Here is a 16,051-nt window from a genome sequence, read left to right as displayed (position 1 = left end):
ACTTCGCTCCTTTTAACTCTTCTCTAATGCTACTACTCCTACTTTAAATTCAGAAAAGTGGTCACGGGTATGAGTACTGTAAAATATCTGATTGAATCGTTCTTCTTGAATTTCAATTGGAGTTAATTTTGTCTCAAATATGGTCTTTAATAAGTCAATTGCATAATGCATTTGCTCTTTAGTAGGTTCTTTTCTCTCAGCGATTAGCTGTTCACGTAATTCCTCTAATTGTTTATAAGGAACTACAACCCCTTTGTCATATTCATCGTTATTCCAATTCTTATTTTGGGTGGAGACTGCGACGGCAATGCAAGAAGTAATTAGTGCCAATCCATCAGGTTTAGCTTCTATTTTTGTTTCTTTAAGATTCTTAATACTAGTAGGATATTCTAATGAGAAAACTTTTGCCGACTTGGAAATATCATTCATTAGATTCTTAAGTACAGATTTTGGTCCAATTTCAATAAACGTCGCAACTCCCTTGTTAACCATGTATTGTATGCTTTTTTGCCACTGCACGGGCTGAGCCATCTGAGATGTTAAATTTGAAACTATAAATCTTGGTTCCTTATATGGAGTTCCAGTATAATTTGAAATGACTGGCCATTGAAATTGACTATAATTGTAACTAGTTAGTTCATCACCAAATTGTTTAGCAGCAGTTGTCATTAATGGTGAGTGAAATGGGGCACTAACATTAAGAGGGATTGTCCTAGCTCCCATTTTTTCAAGATCTACTTTAGCTCTTTCCACTGCATCTGCATGGCCTGATATAACAACTTGATTAGAAGAATTGTAATTTGCTATCACTACTTTTCTTTCATTTGATGAGGCTTTCAAACAAATCGACTCAATATCCCATTCGTTCAATCCCATTATCGCCACCATGGCCCCTTCGCCTGGTGCTACAGCATCTTGCATTAAAGTACCTCTATGATGAACAATCTTTACAGCATCAGAAAATGAAATGGCGCCTGTGCATGTAAGAGCTGAGAATTCTCCCAAGCTATGTCCTGCTCCAAATTCCGGAAAAAGATTTAGTTCCTGCATTAACACTCGATATGCAGCCACAGAAACAGTCAAAATAGCAGGCTGCGCATTAGCAGTCATTGTCAATGTATTAATATCGCCATTGAAACATAACTCCTTCAAGTCAAAATTCAAAACATTACTAGCTTCCTCAAATGTATGCCTTACTACTTCAAATTCTTCGTATAACTCTTTCCCCATCCCAATATATTGAGAACCCTGTCCAGGGAACAATAATCCCAATTTTTTCATACTTTTTGTCCTCCTTTATAATTGTACGGCTAATTGCTGAAGCAAATGGATATAACCATTCATTACGTGTTCAATCCAAGCCTTTTTCAACTTAGCACCATTGTACTCACATAAGATTTTTATATTCTGTTCATTCACATCTAAATACAACCGCCAATCAAAGTTTCTAATCATATTTCTTTCAAAAGATGGACTATTAATTATAATGCAAGGATAGAAAATAGATTTGTCATTTTGCTGAACTAAATCAGGCAATTTAGGAATTTGGTAAAGGTCTGTCTGCTTGGCATACTTGCGCTGATTTAAAATTTCTATACAGAGCTTACTTACGTCATTCGTTTTACTGAAATTCGCACTAATAGGATATAATCTCTCACCCTTATTAACGGAAGATTTAAGGCTGAATTCCTCACCAACTGACACAACCAGCTCTTTTCTATTAATTGCCTGAGATAAGGCGTACATATAAACAGATAATAGAAGATCAATTAAATTATAGGATTGACTTTCTAAATGATGATTCAATGTTTTAGTTAATTTAATTGGCAGATTTATTACAAAAGAAGTTTGGGAAGCTTTTGCTTCGTTGGATTTCATTCCATTCATAAGAGGAATTAAAAAATGTGACTCCACTAACTTATTTTCCCAATAAGACTTTTGACTATCGTACCGATTCCTCTCATCTAAAGACCACAGTCGAGTTTCATCAATCTGTCCTTCAATAAATTCAGCTAACTTAGCTATCGTTGGAAAAGAAAAGCTGTCTGATAAAGAAAGTTGGATTGAAAAATTAGTTTTTATACGATAATTCATTTGGATCAGCAGAAGTGAGTTGCCACCTAAATCAAAAAAGTTATCATAAAGACCGATTTCTTTCTTATTTAACACCTCTTCCCAAATCTGTTTGATTTCTAGCTCCACCTTTGAGGAAGCGGCTTTGTATTCTACTCCAAGGTTTGGCCGATTCTCCTTTGGTGTTGGGAGTTCATTTCGATTAACCTTTCCGTTAGGAGTTAAAGGCATTTCTTTCAAGTTAATAAAATGCGATGGTATCATAAAATCCGGTAATTTTTTCATTATATACTCACGAATTTCTTTAACTGTTAAGTTTGTATGACAAACTAAGTAGGCACATAATGAAACGTTTTTGTTTTCCATAACTGGTATTACTACAGCTTCATGAATATCTTTATGCGAGAGAAGACTATGTTCGATCTCTCCAAGCTCAACACGATATCCCCGTATTTTAATTTGATGATCAGTCCGGCCTAAGATTTCAATCTCTTTATTATGTTGCCAACGCGCTAAATCACCTGTTTTGAACATTAATTCATCAGGTCGGAATGGGTTTTGGACAAACCTCTCGTTCATCAATTCTCGTCGATTGTGATATCCTAATGCAAGACCCTTACCGCTAATCCAAAGATCACCTACCACAGTATCTGGAACAGGATTTAAATATTGGTCCAATATATATACTTGTGTATTTGATATTGGCTTTCCAACAGTCACTTTATCTTTGAATGTTACTTCTTGAATAGTTGACCAAACAGTCGTTTCTGTTGGACCATACATATTAAAGATACGTGAATTAGACACTTCTTTTAATTCATAAAGCAATGACTCAGGGAATGCTTCTCCACCAACCATTAAAACTTGAACGGTTTCTAAACTTTCCTTGAAATCAGGATGTAAAAGCAAAAGTTGTAACCTCGATGGAGTGATTTGTATCATTTTTGTGTTATGTTTTCGAATTGAAGACAAAAGAGCGTCAAAATCCTTTTGTTCTTCTGTAGTGGATAAAACGACTTTTAATCCTTGAGTTAATGGGAGTAGGGTTTCTAATAAAAAGATATCAAAGGTTACAGTAGTTAGAGAAAAAATAGAATCTCCTGCGTTAAATGGGATTTTCTCTGTTATACCATAAATAAAATTAGTTACAGATTCTTGTCCTATCATTACGCCTTTTGGGTTCCCCGTTGAACCGGAAGTAAAAAGCATATATGCCATGTCAGTGGTGCTATTAACAGGAGATAAAGATTCCCCATCCTGATGATACGCATGCATACTATCCAAATAAATAACCGACCGATTAAATTCAATGTTCTGGATCATATCATTATTAGTCAATAATAAGTCTGCATCACTTTCGTTAAGCATATATGTAATTCGTTCCTCGGGGTACTCATTATCAATAGGTAGATATGCTCCACCCGCCTTTAAAACTGCCAGAATTGAAGTGATTAACTCAACTGATCGTTTTATAAGGATAGCCACAACTTTATTTGGTCCAACACCTCTGCTGCGTAAAGTTCTAGCTAAACGATTTGATAAAACATCAAGTTCACCGTAGGTCAGGCTTACCTCCCCACAAACTACCGCAATGTCATTAGGAATTTTCTTTGCTTTATCTTCAAACATCTGATGAAAAAGTCTTTCTTCAGGTAAAATTACCTTGGTAGAATTCCTGGTATTAACAAGAATATCTCTTTCTTCTTCTGTAAGCATATTAACCTTAAAAAGAAGTCGATCAGATTGTGAAATAAGATTTAACAAGAGTTCCATAAAATGTTTGGCCATCAAATGAATAGATTCCTCTTGGAAAAGTTCACTATTAAAATTAAATATGAAGTTGAGTCCCTCTGGTACGTCATGCACAGTTAGCATTAAGTCAACGGGTATATAGCCATTATCAATGGGATAGGGTTCGACATCTAAGCCTTGTATATTTTTTTCACCTTCCATAAAATTTTGTACCCGTAACATAGTGTCAAATAAAGGATTCCTGCTCATATCCCTCTCAAGGTTTAGTTGACTAACTAAATGGTCAAATGGATAGTCCTGATACTCCAACACTTTTAATGTTTTCTCTTTAACTTCTTCAAGGAACTGTCTGAAATTCTTCTTTTGAGAGGAGTTAATACGTATTGCTAAAGTATTAACAAATGTTCCTATCATTTTTTCTATCTGTGCATGGTGTCTTCCTGCAACAGGTGTTCCTATAACTATGTCCTCTTGGCCGGTATACTTATTTAAAAATACATTGTAAGCAGCAAAAATCACCATAAATAAAGTAACATCATTTTCCGAAACAAAATCTTTAATTCTGGACGTATGCTCTTTTGATAGGTTTAAACTTAGCGAACCTCCAGAGAAGGTCTTTTGTTTAGGACGCGGAAAATCTGTAGGTAAATTTAAAAGTGGGATATCTTTTCCTGTTAGATTTTGGTCAAACTCTCCCAACCAAAATTTTTCATGATCTTTAAATACTCTTTTTTCAAATAAAGAATTTTGCCAAGCTGCATAGTCTTTATATTGAATCCTTGTACTTTCAATGGTTTTGCCATTAAATAAGGAAATAAACTCATTAATTAATAGGTTAGTAGAAATCCCATCAAAAATAATATGATGAACATCTATCATAAGAACATGTCTTTTGTCTTTAAGACGCAGCAACTTGACTCGCAACAGAGGTGACTTTTCTAAGTTAAATGGGCGGATAAAAGATTGAAATTCTAAAGGAATATTTTCTTCTGATCCATTGCTATATTCTATATGCCAATCTTCTATTTGATTAATTTTTTGTACAATATTTCCTTCTAACAGGGTAAAACTGGTTCTAAAAACTTCGTGTCGATTAATTAACCTTCTAAAGATTAATTCGATATTACTTCTCTCGACTTCCCCGTTTATAATCCATGCGGAAGAAATATGATTGCTCATACTGTCTCCTTCTAACTGATGCAAAACAAATAAACGTCTCTGGGCTGAAGAAACTTGATAATACTCTTGATTCTCTATTGGTTTAATATCTGAGAAATAAGTGCTTGATTTACCTTCAAGTATTTTTCCAAGTTCACGAATAGTTTGAAATTCAAATAGCTCTTTGAATGATACTGTAACCTTTAGACGAAGCTGGATTTGATACATTACTCTGGCCATTTTTAATGATTGGCCTCCAAGTGAGAAGAAATTATCAAGCACTCCCACCTTATCTACTTCCAATATATCCTCCCAAATAGATACTAATTCTTTCTCCAAAAGAGATTTGGGTGGTTGATAATCAGTGGAAGCGAGATTTCTCCTTTCAATTACCGGAAGATTCTTACGATCTATTTTGCCGTGAGGTGTAAGAGGAAATTCTTCCAATTGTATGAGATAGGCAGGTAACATATAATCTGGTACAATTCTTTTTAAATTTTCACGAACAGACTCTGGTTTAAGAACTTTATCTTTTCCTGTATAATAGCCACTCAATGCTGTTACTCCAGATTTCTCCATATGAGATACTACTACTGCTTCCTTAATCGCAGGATTGCTAACCATTGCTCGCTCGACTTCTTTCATTTCCACTCGAAATCCCCGTACTTGCACTTGGTCGTCTGTTCTTCCCATATATTCCAATATTCCATCTGGTCTTAAAGAACCAAGGTCCCCAGTTCGGTATAGAAGCTCACCTGTAACTGGGTGAGTCGTGAAAGCTAAGTCAGTTAATTCGGGCTGATTCCAATATCCACTTGTGATTCCAATACCACCTATACATATTTCGCCTTGAATATTGAAACCAGCAATGTTTCCAAATCGATTCAGTACATAAACATGAGTGTTAGAAATAGGCCTTCCTATTGGTATTCTTAACTCACCATTCTTGGGCTTATCATCTATAGAGTAGTTTGTCGCATATATTGCAGATTCTGTCATACCATAAGTATTTGCAATTTTCGCTGATTTAAAAAGAGCATACCAATCTTGCACTAAATTTACTGGTAAGGCTTCGCCACCATTAAATACCCACTTTAAGTTTGGGAGTGGATTATCCTCTTCAGTTGATCTTACAGCGTTTAAGAATAGGTTCATAAGCGATGGTACAAACTGAGTGACTGTTACTCTTTCTTCTTTAAGACTTCGATATAAGTTAGCAGGATCTTTGACTGAATCAGTAGGAATAATTGTAAGCCTGGCTCCCGTAAGTAGGGGCCAGAAAAACTCCCAAACTGAATCGGTAAAGCTGGCAGAAGTCTTTTGTGCCACAACATCAGTAATACTAAGCGGAAACTGTTCCTGCATCCAAAAAATAGTATTAAGAACTGCCTTGTGTGTGATCATTACTCCCTTAGGTTTACCACTTGAACCAGAAGTGTAAATAACATATGCCAGATCATTACTAGAAGGTTTTGCTTCCATGTTACTCTTTGAAATGTCCTTCTCTATAAAATCCACAAAAATGTTATCAGGTGTTCGTTTCATAACCTTTATAGCACTTGTATCATCTAAACAAATAATTGTGTTTATAGATTGGGGGAGAAGATTTTTAAATTTATTCAGAAAATAAGCATCTGTTATTAAAACATGACAAGAGGAGTCATGTAACATATACTCAATTCTTGCCTCAGGATAGTGTGGATCAATAGGAACATATGCACCCCCTGCTTTTAAAACGCCTAATACAGTTGAAATTAGCATAGCTCCTCTGTTAACCATGACACTAACCAATTGATTTGGAATTACTCCATAATCTCTAAGCAAGTTTCCAATTTGATTAGACCGTTGATGAAGTTCTTCATAGGTTACAAATAAACCATTATCATGAATTCCAATTGCGTTAGGTGTTCTTTTTACCTGTTTAAAGAATAAGGATGGAATTGTCTCATTTGGATACCCAACGTGTGTATTATTGATGTCATTAATTACAGCTAACTCTTCATTAGATAAATAGTTAATCTCACTAATTTTTTGCATTTGATTTTTAGCTACGCTTGTAATAATGTTCTTAAAATTTTGTGTCAATCTTTGCATAGTATTTTCTGTAAAGAGATCTCTTTGATAATTAAGTTGAATTTCTAACTGATTATTAATTATTTCTACATTTACAGTTAAATCAAACTCATTAGATTCTGCACCGTTATTTATCCGAAATTTATTAAATTTCACTCCATCAAAGTCAATATCACCGCTATATTCCGAAGCATAATTGATAAGAACATCGAAAAGAGGTGCTCTATTAAGTTCACGGTGATAATTTAAATCTTCCAATAATTTATCAAATGGATAATCTTGATTTGTATAAGCTTCAATACAGTTTTCCTTTACCTGATATAAGAAATCAGTAAAGCTCATTTCTGGAGTCAATTTATTACGAAGAACTAGCGTATTTACAAAAAATCCAATTAAATTTTTGACATGTTTATTATTTCTCCCAGCAATAGGGGTCCCCACTACAAATTCGTCTTGATTCGAGATTTTAGCCAAAAATATGTTGAGACATGCAACAAGGGACATAAACATCGTTGTCCCATGCTTTCGATTCATTTGCTCAAGCTGTATAAATATTTCTGCATCCAAAACAATTTTCTCTACAGCAACAGATGATTCGCGAATTACAGGTCTGATAAAGTCCAGAGGTAAATTTAAAGTTGGTAATTCTCCATCCATCTTCTCTTTCCAATATAGCCCCTGTTTTTTTAACTTTTCTTTATTAACTAATTGATTTTGCCAATGAGCATAGTCAATATATTGAATAGGAAGCTCAGGTAAATTAGGAGTTAAACCTTTTCTTAATGAATGATAAGTTAAAAATAATTCTTGAAAGAATATATCCATTGATAGTCCGTCTTCTATTATATGGTGCATGCAAATATAAAAAACGTAATCTTCATCTGATATTTTGTATATTCGGGCACGTAATAATGGTCCTTCTTCCAGATTAAAAGGGATATTCGTTTCAATATCCATCATCTTAAGCATTTTCTCCCATTTTTTTTCTGGAGGAAGATAATCAGATAGATCAATTAAAGGTGCTTCTAAGTGTAATTTCTCTAAGATAATCTGTCTGGGTTCACCTTGAAATGTTTTGAATACTGTACGAAGAATGAAGTGGCGTTCAATAACATTTTGAAGAGCCAAATGTAAATAATGAGTGTCCACTTCTTGTCTAATTTGAACTGCTACTGGTTGATTTAAATCGCTATTATTAGGGTCTAATTGTGATTGGATCCAGAATCGTTTTTGTCCATGAGACAGCTCGTAAGTCTGCTTCTCCCCCATCAATTAACCTCCAAATCTACTTTTTTTCATATAATAGATGATCACACCATACATATTTTGTTTCACCCCACTCTGTCGCCGATAAGACATCAGGAAAAAATCCACTTCCAAGCAGATTGGCGCTAGTGTTACATAGAACAGGAATACCACTTAGTTGTTCATAGTGGCTTAATAACTCATAAACAACTTCATTTTCTTCTCTACTAATAGTCTGCAGGCGAGCTGTACCATCCAAGTGTCTAATAGCAGGAATGCGTTCTTTCCAATTCTCTCGGACTTTATGATCAAAAAGCATGTATGGGTCTGGAGTTCCGGGCGAGAAGATTTCTGCTGCACGATTTTCTATACAAATTGGTGAGACCGGACGATAGCTTTCGCGGCGTTTAATACGATTTAACCGATCTTTCATTTCTGGCTGAATTGCAGTTGCAATTATACTTCTGTTCCCTAAAGCTCGAGGACCCAATTCCGCTTTATCATTTAAGAAAACCACAGGTTCATTCTTAGAATGAAGCAGTTCGGCTAATTCCTTAATAGAACATTTTTTAGTTGACCAACCTTCTGCAGGCTGATTTTTAATTATCTTAGGACCACTATAAACGGACCATTCTAGGTGTAAATTCCCTGTCTGTTTGTACATCTCGCAACAAGCTGCACCAATGGCTGAACCTGTGTCATTTGTAAATGGTGAGATAAATACATTTTCGAATACCTTGCTTTGACGAATAGCGCTGTTCCATTTGATATTTAGCGAACATCCGCCTACAAAGCAGAAATTATTGGATTTTTGACCATGCTTCTTAACACGAGTTTTTAGAGAAGAAACAAGTAGGTTCTCAATATACTGATGGAAAGATGCAAGTACATCCTCATGAGGAATATTATGGTTTTCGACAAAAACCTTAACAGCTTGAGAGAATTTCCAATTGAACTCCATAGATGGAGAAAAATGCTCTTGATAAATAATATCAAATTGAGCCAATAGTTCTGGCCTTACCTTTCCCATGGCGATATAAGCCATCACTTTTCCGGCTACCGACAAGTCATCAACTCTTGGTCCTTTGCCAGCAGAATAGAATGGTTCGAAATGCAATGAGAAAAGTGAATATATATTTCCTATAAACATAAAGAGAGGACCTAAATTTTCCAGAAAATTTCTACTAGGATCAAAAAAATACAATCTAGGATACATTCCCCCGTCATAAACGAGCACATATGAAGGTTCTTTTTTTTCTGAAAATTCACTGGCTGAATAAGCACTAAAGATATGGGTGGTAGAATGCAGATAGCTAGTATAATTAAAACTTTTATCTGCAATCAATAATCCTTGTCCTTCAAACGTCTTAAGTGAATCAGCAGATAATGAAGTCTCACGGTAAGGCGCAACAGCTATAGAATACTCTTTACCATTTGACCTTGTTTCAACTTCACTTTCTTTTAGACCGGCCCAGCCGTCAATAGTATAGTGATCTACATCAGAAGGAATGTATCCTTCACTGTAAAGAGCATCCTTAACGAAGTTTAAGTCTGGAATTTCACTATATCGTTTGTTATTATTAAATTTTTCAACTTCATAACTAAAAATAAGACGATTGTCTTTTATCAATGCTACACAACCATCATGTGTTAATTTAAGTCCACAAATTAACATATCAATGCCACTCCTGACCAATTTTAATTATGGTTATTATTTTTCTGCAAATTCGCGTGGCAAAATTGTAATTTCATCTTCTTCACTATTATCATTTTCATTTAATTCGTCTATCCATTGACTCAACCCAAAAACTGTTGGTTCTTGGAAGAAGACTTGAATTGGTATTTCTATGTCAAATTGATCTTTGATTTGGTTTATTACACTCATTAACATTAAAGAATCGCCATTTTCAAAGAAATCAGTGTGTATATTTATTTCCTCATAACCTAAGACTTCTGCCCATATTTGGCCCAACCTATTCTCTGTTTCATTATATTTTCCGTTTTCGCTACCCTTTAAAGTCACCTTTATTTTTAAACGTTCATTTCCTATCTCTTTTGAGGATGCTGATTCTGCTTTAAAACTATTATGCAAATCTTCTTCAAATGAAACTAAACTTGCTCCCAACTCAATATTCCGTTTGAGAATATCGTTTATTTCATCATTTGAAGTTATTAATTTTTTTAATTCATGAAATGATGCGAGTATCTTAGTAGCTGTTTCGGCATCTAATAGCATACTTTCACTTTGATTTAATTCTTGAGTCAAACTAGCAGAGAAACGTATATTCAAAAGAGTGAGGACTTGTGCAAGATCATGACTTCTTATATTTGCAATTACAGGCTGAGTCAAATGGTATTTAAATATTCTGTTTAGGACCTGCCCATATTCTTCAGAAGATATTGGTCTAGATAGAGCATTAGTAGCAGCGAGCTGCTCTGTAGTGGCACCCATTTCAAGATAAGACCAATCAATAGCCATAATGTCACGTCCACGAAGACTTTGATACTTTGCATATTGATCCATAAAAGCATTAGAAGCCGCATAGCTACCAAGCCCTTCTCCCCCTAAGAAAGAAGAAACGGATGAAAAAAGCAGAAAAAAGTCTAGTTCCTGTTCTTTTGTAACTTCATTTAAGACCCACGTACCGTGTATTTTCGATTTCATAGTTTGTAAAAACCTTGTTTTTTCTTGATGCTCAAGGAAAGATTCATCAAGATCCATTGTGGCATTGATTATTCCGTGTATTTGCCCATGTCGTACCTCAATGTCTTTTACAATTTCTTTCATTTCATCAAGATTAGAAATGTCTGATGAATAATAATATACCTCTGCTCCTGTTTGTTCTAAATCTATCAAGCTCCGAATTCTATTAACAGTTTTATCATCCGTATGTTGTATTAAAGTTTCTTCCCATTTATTGCGTTCTGGAAGGGGCAAACGATTTATAAGAACTAGTTTAACTTTAGCTTGTTTTGCTAAATATCGACATGTTTCAAAGCCTACGTGACCTGCTCCACCTGCAATAAGATACACACCATCATTTCTCACTTTTATATCTCTTTTGGGAAAATCGGAAATTTTCATTCTATCTAATTGTTGCGTATATCTTTTGCCATTTCGCCATGCAGAGACATGATCTTTAAAAGCAGTATCATCCTTTAATTCCTGATATACTTCAAATGCAACGTCTAAAACCTCACGTCCAATTGTTTCAATGTCCAAGCAACTGCAACGATAAGTGCTAAATTCCTGTGCCACTACTTTCATAAGTCCCCACAATGTTGATTTTTCTGGATATATGTAAGAATCCTCAGGAGCAACTAAATTCACATAATTAGAGATAACCTTTATTTCTATAGATTGACTGACATCATATGATTTTAAGGCTTTAAGGAGAAGCAATAAACTAAGCACACCCTCATCCTGACTATTATTAAGATCGTTCAGGTTTCGAAGACTGCTCCTAATTTCCGTAGTCGTCCAGAGGTGTATTATACCGTCAAGCTCTGTCGAGTCCTCTTTAGATAAGTTTAATAACTCCAAATAATCTTCCTGTGCACTAGGTCTAATATGATAGTGATCAGAATTAATTTTTTTGTAACAATTTGATTTTTCTATAAGAATAGGCGCGTGTCCTTCTTTCCTCATTAGGTCACATAATGCAGCAGCCACACCTTCTTCATCTGCAAAGATAAACCACCTTTTTTTCTTAGTGAATTTCTCTTTTAAGTTATCTAAAGGTTTTTCTACCCAATTAAGTTGATAAAACCACTGGTCTATATTCTTCTGAGAAGATTCTTGGGGGAGTTTTTGTTCTGGCGTATAGTTTATCCAGTGTCTTTTTCCAGAGAACGGGTAAACCGGTAAAGGAACTCGCCTCCTATTATTCCGATCATACATCGCTTCCCAATTTATTTCGCTTCCAGCAATGTACTCTTGTAAAATGGTCTTATGTTCTGTCGTTTTATCAATCTCAAAGCTTCTTTCTATTCTTTTAGATAAATAATTGTAATAAACACTATCTTCAATTGAAGAACTTAGTTTTTCTTCACTAAACTTGCTAAATTGCTCTAGGCATTCTTGCAGTTCACTGACACTTGAAACAGGTATTGCTAATCTGTATGCATAATGACCTCTACCAATATTACTCGTATAACAAATATCAGTTAGTGCATTTTTGGTGTTAGGAAGGTATGCGAGATACCGTTTTATGAGCTTTTTAAAGGATTCTTGGCTTTTTGCAGACAAAGTGAAAATATATCTTTCTTGTTCGGATTGTTCTGCTATCTTTACTTCCGAACTCTCTTCATATTCTTCCAATATTACGTGGCAATTCGTCCCTGCCAGACCAAAAGCGCTTACTCCTGCTCGCCGCAAAGTTCCTTCTTTTGTTTCCCAAGGTATCAGTTCTGTATTAACATATACCGGAGATTCCATGAAATTAATATGAGGATTTGGATCATTAAAATGCAAAGTAGCTGGTATTTCCTTATTTTTCAATAACAATACCGTTTTGATTAGGCCAGCGATTCCTGCAGCAGTATCAAGATGACCCAAATTTGTTTTTACTGCTCCTAATGCACAAAACTGCTTTTCGTCAGTAAAGCTACGAAATGCATTTGTAATCCCTTCTATTTCAATAGGATCTCCTAATCTAGTGCCTGTTCCATGTGCTTCAATGTATGATACTGTTTTGGGAGAAATTCCTGCATTACGCCAAGCCTCTTTAATCAGCTCCGTTTGTGCTAATGCACTTGGTGCAGTTATCCCATTTGATTTCCCATCAGAATTCATTGAACTCCCCTTGATTACCGCGTAGATATGATCATTATCTTTTTTGGCTTTTTCCAAGGTTTTGAGAACAATTACACCAAATCCTTCTCCCCAAACTGTACCGTTTGCACTTGAATCAAAAGTTCGAGCTATAGAATCAGGTGAAGCAATTCCAATGTCTGTTAGACCCTCATCTATAGGAAACAAAGTAAGGTTTAATCCCCCAGCTACAGCCATTTCACAATCTCCAGTCATTAACCCTCTAACTGCGTGGTGGACAGCAGCAAGAGAAGCTGAACAAGCGGTATCTATTAGATGACTTCCACTAGCCAAATTTAGAAGGTATGCAACTCTGCTTGCTATAACTGAAATTGTGTTCCCTGGAAGTGCATATGGCTCCATAGTCTGCATCAATTGTATATAATCTGCATCAGTATCACCCACATAAACTCCTGTTCGAGATCCATAAAGCTCTTTTTCAGCGTACCCGGCGTCCTCTAAAGCTTCCCAGGTTACTTCAAGAAATATTCGCTGAAGAGGATCCATACAACGTGCTTCCGCTGGTGTTATATTGAAATATTCAGCATCAAAAAGATCAATTCGATCTAAATAAGCTCCCTTTCTATAATTTATTTCAGGAGCATTGCGTTTGCTCTTAAAGTAATCCCTAATAGGCATGTCGACATCCGCTTTACGACTTTCAGGAAATTCTCTAACCGAATCTACTCCATTAACCATATTCATCCAGAACTGATCTAAATTATCCGCTTCTGGAAAGCGGCAGGACATACCAACAATAGCAATATCATCCGTTTTAACTGTCTTTGATTGATTTTCAAATAGTTCTTTTAAAAGAGGTACTGCCTCTTCTTTTGATAGGTTTTTAGCAGCTGCCTGAGAAAGAATATAATTTTGTAATAATTTCACTAATTTCCCCCCCTTAAGTCATTTAAAGCCTTCATAGATTGGGCTATATCTATAGAGCCGTCCTCAATTTGATCAAGCAAACTCATTAAATCTCCATCCAATTTATCCTGATTTCTGTTTTGATTTTCAAATTGGTTCATGTACGTAGCTATAGTAGGATATGAAAAGAGTTCTGCTACAGTCACTTCACAACCCATAGCTTTCATTTTCCGTTGTAATCGTATAATTGAAATGGAGTTTCCTCCACTTTCAAAAAAACTATCATGGATTCCAATTTCATTTTCAGGAATATTTAGAATCTCTCCCCAAATTCTCGCTAATCCTTGTTCCTTTTCATTTCGAGGTGCAACATAATTTGTTGACCGCTTTGTTCTTACTGAAGGTTTTGGAAGATTTTTGCGATCGATCTTTCCATTTGGAGTCAAGGGCATCTCAATCAATTCCATGAACAATCCAGGAATCATATAGTTTGGTAAAATTTCTTTTAAATGATCTATTAACTCGTCTATTTCAAGTCCTTTTTCTGAAGAAATAAAATAGCATAGAAGATTAGTTACTTCATAAGCATCTTTCTGAGCGATAACTGCAGTTTCTTTAATTAAATGATAACTGGATACCGCTCTCTCAACTTCTTTTAGTTCAACCCTATATCCTCTTACTTGAACTTGATCATCTTTCCGGCCTAAATATTCTATGATCCCGTCAGTGCGTAATAAGCCTAAATCACCAGTGCAATATAGTCTTTTACCTGTAGTAGGTTGAGTAATAAAAGCCTTGTCTGTAAGTTCTTTTTTATTCCAATAACCAGTTGTCAATCCTATACCACCAATGCAAATTTCGCCTTTAACCCCTGGCGGACATATTTTTCCACTTTCATTGAGTATATATATTTGTGTATTAGCAATAGGCTTACCAAGTGGAATACTTAACTCTTGTTCGGCCGGTTTCTCATCAATGATATAATTTGTTGCATAAATGGCTGATTCAGTCATGCCATAAATGTTTGCAATTTTAGCATTTGTAAAAATGCTGTACCAATCTCTAACTGTATTTACGAGTAAAGCCTCTCCACCGTTAAAAACCCATTTCAATCTTGGAAGTGGATCATTCTTTCTCTCTGTTCTCACTGCCTCTAAAAAAATACTCATTTGAGCAGGTACAAATTGTGTTATCGTAATTTCATCATCACACAACTGCCTTAATAGTTTATTTGGATCTCTCACCGTATCAGGACTAAAGATGGAAAGTTTAGCTCCCTGAATCATGGGCCAGAAAAACTCCCATACAGAATCAGTAAAACTAATTGATGTTTTCTGAGCAATAACATCATGTTCATTTAGTGGAAAAGTATCTTGCAACCAAAAGAGTGTATTCAGTATTGCCTTATGAGTGATGACTACCCCTTTAGGATCACCGGTAGAACCAGATGTATATACAACATATGCAATGTCATTTTCTTTAGTTGGGCTTTTCCATGGTTCACTACTCTGGCAATCAAGATCTGATCGCTGAAAAATTGTCAAATTTTCAGGTATTGAATCGATAGAATCTAATTCATCAATACAAACAATTACTCTAATACTTTCTGGTAAATCGTTCAGCATTGTTTTTAATTTAGGAGTATCTGTCACTAGAACGCGACAGGCGCTATCATGCAACATATATCTAATACGCTTTTTAGGGTATCCAGGATCAATTGGTACATATGCACCACCTGCTTTTAAAATCCCAAAGACATAGGGTAAAAAATCAATACTTCTATCAAGCATAATACCAACTAATTCATTTCCATTTATTCCAGCTGAGTGTAAGACTCGTGCAATAAGATTTGACTTGTTGTCTAGTTCAGAATAACTTAAAGTATTTGATAATTCTTTTACTGCAATTCTCTCAGGAGTAGTTGCAGCCTGTTTTGAAAATAACTCAGGTAACGTAGTAAATTGTTCATATTTTATTTCAGTTCTATTTATCTCATCTATTAACTCTTGATCATCTTGGGACAAAATTTCAAATGCTTGAAAGTCTAGTTCCATTCGCAATACCTACTTT

The 16,051-nt window shown here is 35.2% G+C and carries 5 protein-coding genes; all 5 read right to left on the bottom strand.

Annotation, left to right across the window (positions count from 1 at the left end):
- Positions 1 to 12: 12 nt before the first annotated feature.
- The 5 genes from fabD to GJU41_RS19640 are packed head-to-tail and all read right to left on the bottom strand — an operon-like array spanning position 13 to position 16,035.
- A complete protein-coding gene (gene fabD, locus GJU41_RS19660) occupies positions 13 to 1,281 on the bottom strand; it encodes an ACP S-malonyltransferase (protein ID WP_154319323.1) in 1,269 nt (422 codons plus the stop codon).
- Between the two features lie 15 nt (positions 1,282 to 1,296).
- The gene (locus GJU41_RS19655; RefSeq protein WP_154319322.1) at positions 1,297 to 8,325 is read right to left on the bottom strand and encodes a non-ribosomal peptide synthetase; all 7,029 of its coding nucleotides are present in this window, start codon (positions 8,323 to 8,325) and stop codon (positions 1,297 to 1,299) included.
- Positions 8,326 to 8,341: 16 nt separating this feature from the next.
- Positions 8,342 to 9,976 carry a carbamoyltransferase N-terminal domain-containing protein gene (locus tag GJU41_RS19650; RefSeq protein ID WP_154319321.1) on the bottom strand — a complete coding sequence of 545 codons (1,635 nt, stop codon included), beginning with the start codon at positions 9,974 to 9,976 and terminating at the stop codon, positions 8,342 to 8,344.
- A 36-nt stretch (positions 9,977 to 10,012) separates the two neighbouring features.
- Entirely contained in the window at positions 10,013 to 14,002 is a 3,990-nt protein-coding gene (locus GJU41_RS19645; protein WP_170292846.1) for a type I polyketide synthase, read from the bottom strand.
- Positions 14,002 to 16,035 carry a non-ribosomal peptide synthetase gene (locus GJU41_RS19640; protein ID WP_154319320.1) on the bottom strand — a complete coding sequence of 678 codons (2,034 nt, stop codon included), beginning with the start codon at positions 16,033 to 16,035 and terminating at the stop codon, positions 14,002 to 14,004. The genes GJU41_RS19645 and GJU41_RS19640 overlap by 1 nt, the downstream gene beginning before the upstream one ends.
- Positions 16,036 to 16,051: the final 16 nt, after the last annotated feature.

This window comes from Metabacillus idriensis, assembly GCF_009674765.1.
GTDB classification, from domain to species: Bacteria; Bacillota; Bacilli; order Bacillales; family Bacillaceae; genus Bacillus_P; species Bacillus_P idriensis.
The sequence above is the reverse complement of the archived record's forward strand: the minus strand, read 5'-3'. Positions and strand labels throughout refer to the sequence as shown.

Bases quoted from the DNA above. Each gene is read 5' to 3' on its own strand.
- fabD (WP_154319323.1), bottom strand. From the start codon at position 1,281: ATGAAAAAATTGGGATTATTGTTCCCTGGACAGGGTTCTCAATATATT.
- GJU41_RS19655 (WP_154319322.1), bottom strand. From the start codon at position 8,325: ATGGGGGAGAAGCAGACTTACGAGCTGTCTCATGGACAAAAACGATTC.
- GJU41_RS19650 (WP_154319321.1), bottom strand. From the start codon at position 9,976: ATGTTAATTTGTGGACTTAAATTAACACATGATGGTTGTGTAGCATTG.
- GJU41_RS19640 (WP_154319320.1), bottom strand. From the start codon at position 16,035: ATGGAACTAGACTTTCAAGCATTTGAAATTTTGTCCCAAGATGATCAA.